Raw genomic sequence first — 13,722 nt, forward strand, 5'->3', positions numbered from 1 at the left:
AGGACCGACCGGAATCACTCCTGCCGCCCGGTTTCGGTGACACGACGCCAACACCGGCGCCTGCACCGCGGCGGACTCCCCCGTCCGCCAACCCGACGCAGTCCCAGCCGCCCGGACAGGCACCAGCCCGGTCCGCACCGTCGACCCCGTCTTCGGGCCCGACCGCGTCCCCCGGCGCTCCCGTTCCGGCGCCGCCGGCCGGGATGGCGACGATCCAGCCGCTGCCCGCACCCGATGGCAGCATTCCGCCACTAACGGCGACGCCTGCCGCTGACACGCCGCCACCGATCGATCCGGCGGTGCTCGCGCAATATGAAATGCCGGCCTCGGCGCGGCGTTCACTCGATCGTGTCGGGCCGATCGGTTCCGGCGAGGGCGGTCTTGCCGCCGACGCGTTCGGCGATGCCGAGGGCCCCTATCTCGAGACGCTGATGCGGCGGTTGAGCGCGCCGCTCCCGTCACGTTGGATGTCGATCCTGTTGCGACGGGCGCTTGTGTCGCGGGTCGAGACCCCGGTCGGCGTCAACGGCGCGGATTTCGCCGCCGAGCGCGCCTGGCTGTTGCTGCGCATGGGCGAGTCCGTCGCCGCGCGTGCGGTGGTGCAGGGCGTCGATACCGGCAATTACACACCCAAACTCTATCAGGTAGCGATGAACGCCGGTCTCGCCGCGGGCGATCCAGGCGCGCTGTGCCCGCTCGTCGAGGGCGCGATGCAACGCGCACCGGCGCGTGGTTGGACGATGGCGCAGGCGATGTGCGCGGGGCTGTCGGGATCGCCGACCCAGGCCGGCACGCTGATCACCGCGGCACGGCGCCGCAACGTCGCGTCGGGCGTCGACATGCTGCTCGCGCAGAAGGTCGTCGGCGCGGGCGGGCAGGGGCGTCAGGCGGTCACGATCGAATGGGATTCGGTCGACCAGCTGACCTCGTGGCGGTTCGGCCTGGCGATGGCGACCGGCGTCGCCGTTCCCGATGCGCTGTACCGGACCGTCGGCGTGCAGGCGACCTATTGGCGGGCGCTGTCGCCTGCGATGACGATCGCCGACCGCCTGCCCGCCGCGGACGCCGCCGCGGCGCAAGGCGTGCTGTCGAGCGCAGCACTGGTCGATCTCTATGCGGCGGCGGAGGCGGACGACAGCGTGCAGAGCGCGGCGTCCGCGACCGTGCAGGATCTGCGTACCGCCTATGCCGACCGCAATGCCGAAGGCCGGATGACCGCGCTGCGATCGATCTGGGGCAAGGCGGACGATGCTTGGCCGTCCTATGCCCGGATGGTGCTGACCGCGCGGGCGGCGGCACGGATCCCGCCTGCAAATGGCGAGCGCGATGCCGACCGGATGGTCGCCGCGATGCTGTCTGCGGGGCTCGACCGGACGGCGGCGCGCTGGCGGGGCACGGTCGCCAAGGGGGGCGATGGCTGGGCGATGATTGCGCTGGCGGATCCAGATGCGACCGGCCGCCTGAGCTATGGCGATCTGGCGGCCTATAGCGGTGGCCGTGGCGATTCGGCCCTGAAGCAGCGCCTGCTGTTCGCCGGACTGGCCGGTCTCGGCCGCCTGAGCGCGGGCGATATCGAACGCGCCGCGCAGGCGCTGGCGGTTCCGATCGGCACCGAAAATGGCTGGACGCGTGCGCTCGACAAGGCAGCGCGAGCGGGCCAGCCGGGGACGGTCGCGCTGCTCGCGGCGACGGGCATGCAGACCGCCAGCTGGCACGGCATGCCGCCCGAGGCCTTGTACCGGATCGTCGCGGCCCTGCGCGCCGTGGGACTTGAGGGCGAAGCGCGGATGATCGCGGCCGAGGCGATCGCGCGCGCGTGACGCGGTCGCGATCATGACCGATACGGTCGCCGGGGCGGATGCGGTCGAGCGCGCGCCGCCGGCGGCGAGCGACCGGGCGCTGATCGAGCGGTTCCTCGAGATGATGGCGGCGGAATCGGGCGCTGCGCCGAACACGATTGCGGCGTATCGCAGCGATCTCATGCTCGCATCACGCGTTGCGGAGGGCGGGCTGGCCGGCGCGGACGGCGATGCGCTGGGGCGGCTGGCGGACAGCTGGAGCAGCCTGTCGCGCGCGACGGTCGGCCGCAAGTCCGCGGCCTTGCGCCGGTTCTTCGGATTTCTCGCCGACGAAGGGCATCGCAGTGACGATCCGGGCAAGGCACTGCCGCGGCCGGGCACGGCGCGACCCCTGCCGAAAATCCTCAGCCACGCCGATGTCGACCGGTTGTTCGCCGCGATCGTCGAGCGCGTGGCGCGCGATCCGATGGATCCGGTCGACCTGCGTCTCTCCGCGCTGATCGAACTTCTTTACGGATCGGGGCTGCGTGCGACCGAGCTCGTCAGCCTGCCGCGCGCCGCGGTGCACCCCGACCGGCCGTTCCTGATCCTGCGCGGCAAGGGCGGGCGCGAGCGGCTCGTGCCGATTTCCGACCGGGCGCGTGCCGCCGTCGCGCTGTGGCGCACGCATGTCGCGGCGGATCAGCCCTGGCTGTTCCCCTCCGGCAAGGGGCATCTGTCACGAATTCGCCTGTACCAGATCGTCAAGGCGCTGGCCGCAGAGGCGGGGGTGCCCCCCGACCGCGTCAGCCCGCATGTCCTGCGCCACGCCTTCGCGACGCATCTCCTCGCGGGGGGCGCCGATCTGAGGGCGTTGCAGGCGATGCTCGGGCATGCCGATATCGCGACGACGGAGATCTATACGCATGTCGAGGCGAGCAAACTGATCGAGCTCGTCAACACCCGCCACCCCCTGACCGATCCGGAGCACGCGACCTCACGTTGACGTTCCGGCGCGCGCCCCGTAACCGACTCGGATGCCAAGCTTCCTCGACTTTGAGAAACCCATCGCCGAACTGCAGGGGCGGATCGACGAACTTCGTGAGACCGCCAGCGATGGCAATCTCGATCTGTCCGCCGATATCATGCGGTTGCAGGCGAAATCCGACAAGCTGCTGAAGGACACCTTCGCCCGGTTGACGCCGTGGCAGAAGACGCAGGTCGCGCGCCATCCCGAGCGGCCGCACTTCAAGGATTATGCCGCCGCACTGTTCGAGGAATTCGTGCCGCTGGCCGGTGACCGAGCGTTCGGCGACGACCAGGCGATCCTGGGAGGCTTTGCGACGTTTCGCGGCCGCAAGATCATGGTGCTCGGCCATGAGAAGGGCGACGATACCGCGAGCCGGCTGCGGCACAATTTCGGCATGGGCAAGCCCGAGGGCTATCGCAAGGCGATCCGCCTCGTCGAACTCGCGGACCGTTTCGGCCTGCCGATCGTAACCCTGGTCGACACGTCGGGGGCGTTTCCCGGCATCCAGGCTGAAGAGCGCGGGCAGGCGGAGGCGATTGCCCGGTCGACCGAAGCCTGCCTGAACGCAGGCGTGCCGATCGTCTCGGCGATCGTCGGCGAGGGCGGATCGGGCGGCGCAGTCGCGCTCGCCGCGGGCAACCGCGTGCTGATGTTCGAACATGCCATCTATTCGGTGATCAGCCCCGAAGGCTGTGCGTCGATCTTGTGGCGTACCGCGGACAAGGCGGCCGAGGCCGCCGAGGCGATGCGGATCACCGCGCAGGATCTTAAGGCGTTCGGCGTGATCGACACGATCGTGCCCGAACCGCTGGGTGGCGCGCACCGCGACCGCGCGGTGGCGATCGACGCACTGGGCAGCGCGCTGACGGATGCACTCGACTCGCTCGTCCCGTTGTCGCCGGCCGAGCTGCGCAAGGCGCGCCAGGCCAAGTTCCTCAAAATGGGCCGTCTCTGACCCCAACAGCAAAAAGGGCGGCGAACCCGAAGGTTCGCCGCCCTATGCCGACCGTTCGATCCGAGGATCGACGGGATCAGCCGGCCGTGTTCAGCTTGGTCGAGACGTTGTTGAACGTCTTGTTCAGGCTGCCACCCAGGCCCTGCATCGCGGCGATGGCTGCGACGGCGATCAGCGCGGCGATCAGGCCGTACTCGATTGCGGTTGCGCCCTTGGTGTTCTTGAAAATCTTCCGAAGCGTCTGCATTCCGGTCTCCATCGTTAAAAGCATCAGTCACCCGGCCGCCCGGGGCTACACCGGATCAGCAATTCCGTGACTAGACGTGACCCATTGAGAAAAGCTTAAACGGGCGGATTTTTGCTATGGTTAGCGCGCGTTAGCCACTCGGTTGTGCAGCATGCCCCAAAGCGCCGTAGTGCCATCAGCAAGATAGACGAGTCCGGCAATCATGCCGAGAACGACGAGCGCAAGAATAAGCCCGTATTCAACTGCGGTAGCGCCGCGGCGGTCGGTGATGAGCGCGGCCGCAGCGGCGCGGATCTTGCGACGCATGGTCTTTACGACGATCAGCTTCGGCCTCATGGCGTGCCCTATACAGCGCGGAGATTAACGAATGACCAAAGCCGCTTACTTATTGCCGGTCGTCGCCGCCGCGCTGGTCGATGCGGATGGCCGCGTCCTGCTGCAGCAGCGCCCCGAGGGCCGCTCGCTCGCCGGGCTGTGGGAGTTTCCGGGCGGCAAGGTCGAGTCAGGCGAGACGCCCGAAGCCGCCTTGATCCGCGAGCTCGAGGAGGAACTGGCCATCACCGTGCCGCAGGCCTGCCTTGCCCCCGCCGCCTTTGCCAGTGCGCCGCTCGACGACCGGCATCTGCTCCTGCTGCTGTATATCACCCGCAAATGGACCGGCGTGCCGCGCGCGCTCGAGGCGACCGCGTTACGCTGGGTCCGCCCGGCGGACATGCACGACCTGCCGATGCCACCTGCCGACCGGCCGTTGATCGGACTGCTCGACGCCTTGTTGTGAGCGCACCTCCGGCGTTTCGGCGCCAAAGGACAGACGGCGTCAGTCGATCCGGTACTGGATCGGTTTGAACGCGCCGCCATTGGACTGGAGCGCGGAACAAGCGGTCAGGCCGATGATCAGGTCCATCTCTGCGCGGAACGTGACGGTGTCGCCAGCGCGGCTGAGCGGTGGTTCGACCGTGAACGCCCCCGTCGTGCCATCGATCGGCACGTTCATGAAGCAGTTGAACGCGACCGGGATCGCGTCCGGCTCGATACCAAAAGGCGCGAGCGCCGCCGCGAGATTGCCGAAGCATCCCCGGTGTGGATCGGTGTCGCCGTAGATGATCGCGAAGGTTTCCTTCGAACACGGCGTCAGCAGGAAATCATGCCGGCCGACATCGTCGGCGATGATGTCGAGCATCACGGTGCTGCGGTTCGAATAGAGCCGGTCGCCCGTGGTGAGATAGAGCCGGCTGGCATAGTCCAGCGTCCGCCCCGACGAAATCACCTCGCGCGTGTCGGCGCGGCTATAAGCCAGAAGATCGGCGACCTGCCGGCCCTCGGGATCGATCACGGTCAGCGTCTGGCCGTGATCGAGCGTGAAGGCGGTCCCCGACCGGGGGCTGATCGTCTCAACCATGTGCACTGCTCCGCTTGAACGGGCATTTCCAGGAATCGTCGACGACCCGCCCGCTATATTGGCGTGCCTCGCTCGATTCGCCGTGGCGCGCAAGCATCGGGTTCATCGACCCCGCCAGCTCGAGATCGCGCGCCAGGATCGACGTCCGCAGCTTGTCGTAGCGCTGTTGCGTCCGCAGCACCTCGAACTGGTCGTGGAGGTTGAACACCATCGCTGGTGCCTCGAAACGCCGCGCGGGACGGCTAGCCTGCGGGTGCAGGCCGACAACGAAAAACGCCTCGCCAGAAAAGCTCAGCGAAAAATGCGGATCGTCGGGATCGGCGCTGACCGAGGGATCGGGACGATGGCCTAGCCACGCGTCCTTGTCGCTCAGCGACTGGGCCCGCGCCCAGAGGTGCGATTCGAATTCCTCTTCGCTCAGGTGCGTCGCGCTGTCGGCAGGGCCTTCGAACAGCACCACGAGCGTCCGGAAGATCGCGCGGTCTTCATGATATTTGCGGACCGTGTCACCCAGCATCGGCAGGATGCGCAGGTCGTCCCACGCCGATCGAAGGTCGCGCGCGACGATGATGTCCATCTGCCCCTTCGCGAGCGCCGACTTGGCGCCGACACACGGGAAGGCAGTGTCCTTGATCGTCGCGATGAACGCGCGTGCGAGCGGATGGTCGTTTTGGGATTGCGGCTGATACATGGTCGACGAGGAACAGATGGACGGCGGCTTTGTTTCGCCTTCGATGCGATTGACTCATCTCAATCAATATGAATCCGCTGATGAGCGCGTCACGCGCGCGGTATTGCGGTGGGGAAACAGGCATGCTGACGGAAAAATTCTTGCTGGGCCGAGGCCGCGAGGACCTGAGCGCACAGGAAAAGCAGATCCTAGAGGACAGCGTCGCCGAGGTAAGGTCGCTGCCGCCGCGCCATCGCCTCGTGCGTGCCGGCCAGCCCGTCCAGACGAGCACGCTGCTGCTCGAAGGGTTCATCTGCCGTTATATGGATGATCGGGATGGTCTGCGGCAGCTCGTCGCCGTCCATATCCCGGGGGATTTTGTCGATCTTCACGCCTTCCCGATGAAGCGGCTGGATCATGACGTCGCCACATTGGGGCCGGTAAAGGTCGCGACGTTCGAACATGAGACGCTGAAGACGATCACCGAACGGCATCCGCATCTGACGCAGCGGCTCTGGTTCAGCACGCTGCTCGATGCGGCGATGCACCGCGAATGGATTTTCCGGATGGGGCGGCTCGGCGCCGAGGGCCGCGTGGCGCATCTGTTCTGCGAGATCTACGCACGACTGGCGATGGTCGGCTTGGCGAAGGACGGCTGCTACGCGCTGCCGATGACCCAGCCCGATCTGGCGGAGGCCTGCGGCATCACCGGCGTCCACGTCAATCGCGTGCTGCGCTTGCTGCGAGAGCGCAAGCTGGTGACATTCCGGGCAAATACCGTCGAGATCATGGATCCAGCCGGGCTGGCGAGTGTTGGGGAATTTCATCCCGACTATCTTTACGGGACGAGCGCCACCCCCGCCGGAGCCTTTGCATGAACGACAGGTTGAAGCCGGAGGACGAGCCGGGCGTAGCGGCGGCCGAGCAGGGGCAGGTGACGCTCGATGGTCCCAATGGCTTGGCGATCGCGATGACGCCCGCGGCGGCGGCCGAAACGGGCCGCCGACTGATCGAGGCGGCACGTCTGGCTGAACAGCAGACCCCGCCTTCAAGTGCTATGGATGGGCATTCAGAGGCGTCCGACGACGTCTAGTCCCGGGCAGCCTGAGCGGTCCTTTGGCGCCCTGGACACGGCCTGCCAGCGCGGGCCGGGGGGTGCCGCCGCGGCACGCGGGGTTCCGCATCTGCACATTGTCTCTATGATGGCGTCAACATCGTCCGGGAGAACCATGTGCAATTTCTACCCTTCGCAGTCAGTGCAGCTGCATTGATGGCGTCAGCATCTACCATGGCGCAGACCGCGGTCGCGCCCACCGCCAACCCGCTGCTTGCCGACTGGACCGGCCCCGCCGGCGGGGTACCGCCCTGGGACAAGGTCCGCCCCGAACTGTTCCCGCAAACGTTCGAGACGACGCTGGCGGAGCGCACCGCCGAATATCGCAAGATCGCCGACAACCCGGCCAAGCCGACCTTCGCGAACACGATCGTGCCGATGCAGCTTGCGGGCAAGCGCTACGGGCAGGTGATGACGCTGTTCGGCGTGATGACGGGCAACATGAACACGCCCGCCTATCAGAAGCTCGACCGCGAATGGTCGCCAAAATTCTCCGCCGCGTCGGATGCGATCACGTTCGACAAGCCGTTGTTTGCGCGGATCCAGGCGGTCTACGACGCGCGCAATTCGAGCGGGCTGGACGCGCAGCAGATCCGGCTCGTGACGCGGATCTATGACAGCTATGTGCGCCAGGGCGCGACACTGAACGATGCCCAGAAGGCGCAGCTTTCTCAGTATAACCAGCAGCTCGCGACGCAGTTCTCGACCTTTGGCGAGAAGTTGCTCGCCGACGAGAGCAAGGCGATCTCGGTCACCGACGAGGCGCAGCTGGCCGGGCTTCCCGACAGCGTGAAGGCGGTCGCCAAGGCCGCGGCGGCCGAGCGCAAGCTGCCGGGCTTCGCGATCGTCAACACGCGCAGCGCGGTCGATCCGGTGTTGACCTACGCCACCGACCGCGCCCTGCGTGAGAAGGTGTGGCGCGCGTTCGTCAATCGCGGCGATAACGGCGATGCCAACGACACGAACGCGACGATCGCACAGATCGTCAAGCTGCGTGCCGACCGCGCGCATCTGCTCGGGTTCAAGACGCATGCCGACTGGCGGATGCAGGACACGATGGCCAAGACGCCCGCCGCGGCGATGGACCTGATGATGCGTGTCTGGCACGCCGCCAAGGGGCGCGTTGCCGAGGAAGTCGCGGACATGCAGAAGATCGCCGGCGCGTCGGTGACGATCGAGCCCTGGGATTACCGCTTCTACCAGGAGAAGGTCCGCAAAAGCCGGTACGATCTCGATCAGGCGCAGCTCAAGCCGTATTTCGAGCTCGGGAACATCATCCAGGGGTCGCTCTACGCCGCCAACCGGCTGTACGGGCTGACCTTCAAGGAGATCACCGGCACGGTGCCGGTGTTCGAGCCGAACATGCGTGTGTGGAGCGTGACGGACAAGGCCGGCAAGGATGTCGGGCTGTTCTACCGCGACGATTTCGCGCGGACGGGCAAGCGGTCGGGCGCCTGGGCGAACACCTATCGCGGGCAGCGCGGGCTGGCCCCGGCGCAGCTGGTGCTGTCGTCGAACAACAATAACTTCGCCAAGGGCGCACCCGGCGAGCCGATCCTGATCAGCCTCGACGATGCGCAGACGCTGTTCCACGAATTCGGCCATGCGATCCACGCGATGCTGCAGAACGTCCAGTATCCGGGCCTTGCAGGGACGCCGCGCGACTTCGTCGAATATCCGAGCCAGGTGAACGAGCATTGGCTGCTCACCCGCGACGTGCTCGACAAATATGCGCGGCATTACCAGACCAAGGCGGCGATGCCGCAGGATCTGCTCGACAAGATCGAGAAGTCCCGGACGTTCAACCAGGGCTTTGCCACCGCGGAATATCTGTCGTCGGCAATCGTCGACATGAAGATCCACACCGTGGCCAATGGCGTGATCGACCCGGACACATTCGAGGCTGCGACGCTCGCCGAGATCGGCATGCCGAAGCAGCTGGTGATGCGGCACCGCGTGCCGCAGTTCCAGCATCTGTTCTCGTCCGACAGCTATTCGGCGGGCTATTACAGCTATCTCTGGTCCGAGACGATGGACGCGGACACGTTCGCCGCGTTCGAGGAGGCGGGCAGCCCCTGGGACAAGCCGACCGCGGACAAGTTCGCAAGGCTCCTGCTGTCGACGGGTAACGAGACCGATCGTGCCGAGGCGTATCGCGCCTTTCGCGATCGCGACCCGGATGTGAACGCGTTGCTCAAGAAGCGCGGCTTTGCCCCAACTCAAGCCGCACAGGACGCGAAATAATGGCCCCCGATCAGAAAACTCGCCTGAAAGCGATCATCGGCGGATCGACCGGCAATCTCGTCGAGTGGTTCGACTGGTACGTCTATTCGGCCTTCACGCTCTACTTCGCGCCGCATTTCTTCCCGTCGACGGATCGCACCGCGCAGCTGCTGAGCGCGGCGGCGATTTTCGCCGTCGGCTTCCTGATGCGGCCGATCGGCGCGTGGATCATGGGGGTCTATTCCGATCGCCACGGCCGCAAGGCGGGGCTGACCGTCGCGGTGACGCTGATGTGCGCGGGGTCGCTGATCATCGCCTGCACGCCGGGATACGAGACGATCGGCGTGTTCGCGCCGATCATGCTGGTAATCGCACGCCTGATGCAGGGGTTGTCGGTCGGCGGTGAATATGGCGCGTCGGCGACGTATCTGACCGAGATGGCAGGCAAGGATCGCCGCGGGTTCTTCTCGTCATTCCAGTATGTCACGCTGATCTCGGGACAGCTGCTCGCGATCTGCGTGCTGCTGGTGCTGCAGTCGACGATGAGCGAGGCGGCACTCGATTCCTGGGGCTGGCGCATTCCGTTCGCGATCGGTGCGGTTCTGGCCGTGGTCGTGTTCTATATTCGTCGCGGGCTGGCCGAAACGCAGAGCTTCGAGAATGCCAAGTCCGAGGCGGGCGACGGCAAGCCCAAGTCGGGCTTCCTCCAGCTGATCACCAAGCATCCGCGCGAGACGATGACGGTGATGCTGCTGACCGCAGGCGGTACGCTCGCCTTCTACGCCTACTCGATCTACATGCAGAAGTTCCTGGTGAACACGAGCGGTTTCAGCCGCGAAGTGGCGAGCCAGATCAATGCCGCGACGCTGTTCGTGTTCATGCTGCTCCAGCCGATCGCGGGCGGGTTGTCGGATCGGGTCGGCCGCAAGCCGCTGATGATCGCGTTCGGCATTGCAGGCGTGCTGTTCACCTATCCGATCTTCACCGCGCTCGAGACGGCGACCAACCCGGTCTATGCCGGGTTGCTCGTAATGGCGGCGCTGCTGATCGTGACGGGCTACACCTCGATCAACGCAGTCGTGAAGGCGGAGCTGTTTCCCGCGCATATTCGTGCGCTGGGCGTCGCGTTGCCCTACGCACTCGCCAACACGCTGTTCGGCGGGACCGCCGAATATGTCGCGCTCAAGTTCAAGGATTCTGGGTTCGAGCGCGGCTTCTACTGGTATGTGACCGGGATGATTGCGGTGTCGCTGATCGTGTATCTGCGGATGAAGGATACGCGGACGAACAGCCAGATCGTCGAGGACTAGGGGCTTCGGCCCGCTCGCCCCACAACCTCCGTCATCCTGACGAAAGTCAGGATCCAGAGCCCAATGTCGCAGCATGCGTGGCTCTGGATCCTGGGTCGAGCCCAGGATGACGGATTTTGGGGGACGTGTGCGCCCGGCTACGCCTCAGCGCGGGAGTTCGATGATCGCGTCGAGGCCGCCGCCCGTGCGGTTGACGAGGCGGATCTCGCCGCCGGCCTCGCGGATGATGGCGCGGGCGAGCGCAAGGCCCAGCCCGATGCCCCCGGTTTCACGGTTGCGCGACGTTTCCAGCCGGGTGAACGCATCGAACACGTCGCCCATGCGATCCTCGGGGATCCCGGGTCCCTGATCGGCGACGATGATCGCGACGCGACGCGCATCCGCCTCGACGCGGACCTCTGCCGAAACACCATATTTGACCGCGTTCTCGATCAGGTTGCGCACCGCTCGCCGGATCAGCGACGGGCGCAGGTGCATCCGCAGCCGGCCCGCCTCGACGAACGTCACATTGTCACCGATATCGCGGAAATCCTCGACCACCGCGTCGACCAGCGCCGCCAGATCGACATCGGTCGGTGGCTCGCTCGGGCGGCCGAGCCGGGCGAGCGAAAGGATGTCGTCGAGCGTGCGGTTCATCTCGGCAATCGTGTCCGCCATCCGGGTGCGATCGGTGTCGTCCTCGACCGATTCGATACGGACACGCAGTGCTGCCAGCGGCGTGCGCAGGTCATGGCCGATCGCACCGAGCATCCGATCCTTCTCGTCGAGCATCGCGGTGACGCGCAGCCGCAGCGCGTTGAACGCGGCGACCAGCGCGGCGACGTCGTCGGGGCCGCGAACCGACAGCGCGATGCCCGGCTCGCCCGGCCGGAACGCCTCCGCCGCGGCGCGCAGATCGCGCAACGGGCGCGACATCCGCCGGACGATCCACAGCACCGGCAGCAGCACGATGACGTACAGGATCGCGGTCTGGCTCAACAGCGCGAACAGCAGCCGCCAGCCCGGCTGCGGCCACGGCGCGGTGATCGCCAGCCACCCGCGGCCCGGCTGTTCGACCGCGATCACCAGCGTTCCGCCCTGCCGGTCGCCCTGTCGCTCGCTCTGCCGGTCAGTCTTGCGAAGACCCTCCCGCCGCCGGGGGCCTTCATCGTCGTCGGAAACCGGACGCAGGCCGGTATCGATCCGGCCCACCGTCAGCCCTTGGTCGGCAAGCTGGCGACGGAGTTCCGCCGCGACCTCCGGATGCCGCTGATAGGCGAAGGGGGCGATCGGATTGGCGGTGAGGCGACGGACCCGGCCGCGGTCGGCGGTCAGCGGCCGCCCGGCATGCGCCTCGCGTTCGAGCGCATCGGCAATCCGTGTCGCCACCGGTCGTGTGGCCTGAGCGAGACGAAATTCGGTCCGGTCGCGAAGGATGAGCCCGAAATTGATCGCCTGCGCGACGAACAGGGCGAGCGCGATCAGCAGCGCCATCTGCCCTGCCAGACTGCGCGGCCAGGGCCGGGACGCCGTCACGGGTGCGCGATCACAGGCGGATGACCTCGGCCGCCAGCGTATAGCCGCCGCCCCAGACCGTCTTGATCAGTTCGGGCGTCTTGGCATCCGCCTCGATCTTGCGGCGCAGCCGGCTGACCTGATTGTCGATCGCGCGATCGAACGCAGCGGCCTCGCGCCCCTGGGTCAGATCGAGCAGCTGGTCGCGGGTCAGGACCTGGCGGGGTCGCGTGACGAGTGCGAGCAACAGGTTGTACTCGCCGGTCGACAACGGCACCGACACGCCCTCACGGTCGACCAGCGCGCGTTCGCCCGATTTGAGCACCCAGCCGGCAAAGGCGTAGGAATTGGCTTCGGGCGCATGCTGACGTGCGCCGCCCGCGGTGGCGCGGCGCAGGACGACCTTCACCCGCGTCGCGAGTTCGCGCGGCGAGAAAGGCTTCACGACATAGTCGTCGGCGCCCATCTCCAGCCCGACGATCCGGTCGGTTTCCTCGGCGCGGGCGGTCAGCAGGATGACCGGCACGTCGCTGGTCGCGGCGATGTGGCGGCACAGGCTCAGCCCGTCCTCGCCCGGCATCATGATGTCGAGAATGACGAGGTCGATCGCATAGGCGGTCAGCCGCGTCCGCGCGGCCTCCGCGTCGCCCGCCTGCGTGACGCGAAATCCCTGCTTGGTCAGATAGGCGGCCAATGGCTCGCGGATCGAACGCTCGTCATCGACGAGCAACAGATGCGGCATGTCTCCCATGGGGGCGACGTCTAGCATGGTGCGTGTCCAAAGGAAGCGCCGGACGATCGCAGACCGTCCGGCGCGCAGGGGCAGGGGGGCGGATTACTGATCGATGTCGCCACCCGGCCGGTCCATCCGATGCCCGCGACCATGGCGCATTGCGCGGCGATCGGGTCGCTCGCCCGCGTCGAGCCGTCCGTCATGATTGGCGTCCATCCGGTCGAAACGCTGCCCGGCACGGTCGATGAATTCGGCGCGTGTGAGCACGCCGTCATCGCCGCCGCGCCTGCCGCGCATCATCTGGCCCTTCCTGCCGTCCGCCATACCGGCACGCTCGGGCGGGAGCGTCTTGCCGCGTGCCGCCATCCGGGCCTCGCGACGGTCGCGCATCGCTTCGCGTGCCGCCTGGCGTTCGGCCGCGGTCACGATGCCATCGCCGTCGGCGTCCAATCGGGCGAACTGGGCCTCGGCCTGCGCAACGACTTCGGCGCGGGTGAGGATGCCGTCGCGATCGGTGTCAGCCTGCATCATCGGCCCGCCGCGCATCCGGCCTGCGTGCCGCGGACCGGGACCGCGGGGGGCCGGTGCGGGCGCCGCCTGCGCCTGGCCGGCGATGGTCGTCTGCAGCGCGGCGCGATTGGCGGCGCTGGTGGCGTCGGCGTCGGCGCGGTCGGCGGGGGCGGACTGTGCGCCGCATGCCGTGGCGGCAAAGCTGCTGGCGGTCAGCGCCAGCGTGAGCAGGGTCTTGCGCATCGCGTATCTCCGGTCG

The 13,722-nt window shown here is 67.1% G+C and carries 15 protein-coding genes; 8 read left to right on the forward strand and 7 right to left on the reverse strand.

Annotated features, from left to right (window positions below):
- Positions 1 to 203 precede the first annotated feature (203 nt).
- The 3 genes from ASE89_RS05480 to ASE89_RS05490 are packed head-to-tail and all read left to right on the forward strand — an operon-like array spanning position 204 to position 3,763.
- Positions 204 to 1,820: a hypothetical protein gene (locus tag ASE89_RS05480; protein WP_236701620.1), complete on the forward strand. Its 1,617-nt coding sequence runs from the start codon at positions 204 to 206 to the stop codon at positions 1,818 to 1,820.
- Between the two features lie 13 nt (positions 1,821 to 1,833).
- A complete protein-coding gene (locus tag ASE89_RS05485) occupies positions 1,834 to 2,784 on the forward strand; it encodes a tyrosine-type recombinase/integrase (RefSeq protein ID WP_056674730.1) in 951 nt (316 codons plus the stop codon).
- A gap of 31 nt (positions 2,785 to 2,815) precedes the next feature.
- Positions 2,816 to 3,763, forward strand: a complete 948-nt coding sequence (locus tag ASE89_RS05490) for an acetyl-CoA carboxylase carboxyltransferase subunit alpha (RefSeq protein ID WP_056674732.1) — start codon at positions 2,816 to 2,818, stop codon at positions 3,761 to 3,763.
- A gap of 76 nt (positions 3,764 to 3,839) precedes the next feature.
- On the opposite strand, the gene ASE89_RS05495 is transcribed toward ASE89_RS05490, so the two are convergent.
- Positions 3,840 to 4,010, reverse strand: coding sequence for a Flp family type IVb pilin (locus ASE89_RS05495; protein ID WP_056675403.1), 171 nt, complete (start codon positions 4,008 to 4,010; stop codon positions 3,840 to 3,842).
- A gap of 120 nt (positions 4,011 to 4,130) precedes the next feature.
- Complete coding sequence (locus ASE89_RS05500; RefSeq protein WP_414711882.1) at positions 4,131 to 4,346, reverse strand: Flp family type IVb pilin; 216 nt, start codon at positions 4,344 to 4,346, stop codon at positions 4,131 to 4,133.
- A gap of 31 nt (positions 4,347 to 4,377) precedes the next feature.
- Between ASE89_RS05500 and ASE89_RS05505 the strand changes: the two genes are divergently transcribed.
- A complete protein-coding gene (locus tag ASE89_RS05505) occupies positions 4,378 to 4,788 on the forward strand; it encodes a (deoxy)nucleoside triphosphate pyrophosphohydrolase (RefSeq protein ID WP_056674733.1) in 411 nt (136 codons plus the stop codon).
- Between the two features lie 39 nt (positions 4,789 to 4,827).
- On the opposite strand, the gene ASE89_RS05510 is transcribed toward ASE89_RS05505, so the two are convergent.
- Both ASE89_RS05510 and gntA read right to left on the reverse strand, forming a co-directional pair.
- Positions 4,828 to 5,409 (reverse strand): DUF1989 domain-containing protein, encoded by a 582-nt coding sequence (locus tag ASE89_RS05510; protein WP_056674736.1) that lies wholly within the window; start codon positions 5,407 to 5,409, stop codon positions 4,828 to 4,830.
- A complete protein-coding gene (gntA, locus tag ASE89_RS05515) occupies positions 5,402 to 6,100 on the reverse strand; it encodes a guanitoxin biosynthesis heme-dependent pre-guanitoxin N-hydroxylase GntA (RefSeq protein WP_056674737.1) in 699 nt (232 codons plus the stop codon). The genes ASE89_RS05510 and gntA overlap by 8 nt, the downstream gene beginning before the upstream one ends.
- A 122-nt stretch (positions 6,101 to 6,222) precedes the next feature.
- Between gntA and ASE89_RS05520 the strand changes: the two genes are divergently transcribed.
- From ASE89_RS05520 to ASE89_RS05535, 4 genes are all read left to right on the forward strand, one after another.
- Complete coding sequence (locus ASE89_RS05520) at positions 6,223 to 6,957, forward strand: Crp/Fnr family transcriptional regulator (RefSeq protein ID WP_056675406.1); 735 nt, start codon at positions 6,223 to 6,225, stop codon at positions 6,955 to 6,957.
- Entirely contained in the window at positions 6,954 to 7,172 is a 219-nt protein-coding gene (locus ASE89_RS05525) for a hypothetical protein (RefSeq protein WP_056674739.1), read from the forward strand. The genes ASE89_RS05520 and ASE89_RS05525 overlap by 4 nt, the downstream gene beginning before the upstream one ends.
- Before the next feature lie 177 nt (positions 7,173 to 7,349).
- Positions 7,350 to 9,437, forward strand: a complete 2,088-nt coding sequence (locus tag ASE89_RS05530; protein WP_156363284.1) for a M3 family metallopeptidase — start codon at positions 7,350 to 7,352, stop codon at positions 9,435 to 9,437.
- Complete coding sequence (locus tag ASE89_RS05535; RefSeq protein ID WP_031395035.1) at positions 9,437 to 10,726, forward strand: MFS transporter; 1,290 nt, start codon at positions 9,437 to 9,439, stop codon at positions 10,724 to 10,726. The genes ASE89_RS05530 and ASE89_RS05535 overlap by 1 nt, the downstream gene beginning before the upstream one ends.
- A gap of 144 nt (positions 10,727 to 10,870) precedes the next feature.
- Here the strand turns inward: ASE89_RS05535 and ASE89_RS05540 are convergent, their stop codons facing one another.
- From ASE89_RS05540 to ASE89_RS05550, 3 genes are all read right to left on the reverse strand, one after another.
- Complete coding sequence (locus ASE89_RS05540; protein ID WP_082451241.1) at positions 10,871 to 12,199, reverse strand: sensor histidine kinase; 1,329 nt, start codon at positions 12,197 to 12,199, stop codon at positions 10,871 to 10,873.
- Positions 12,200 to 12,251: 52 nt separating this feature from the next.
- Positions 12,252 to 12,971, reverse strand: coding sequence for a response regulator (locus ASE89_RS05545; protein WP_031395033.1), 720 nt, complete (start codon positions 12,969 to 12,971; stop codon positions 12,252 to 12,254).
- A gap of 84 nt (positions 12,972 to 13,055) precedes the next feature.
- Positions 13,056 to 13,706 (reverse strand): hypothetical protein, encoded by a 651-nt coding sequence (locus ASE89_RS05550; RefSeq protein WP_056674745.1) that lies wholly within the window; start codon positions 13,704 to 13,706, stop codon positions 13,056 to 13,058.
- Between the last annotated feature and the right edge of the window lie 16 nt (positions 13,707 to 13,722).

Source organism: Sphingomonas sp. Leaf30, from assembly GCF_001422525.1.
GTDB lineage: Bacteria > Pseudomonadota > Alphaproteobacteria > Sphingomonadales > Sphingomonadaceae > Sphingomonas > Sphingomonas aerolata.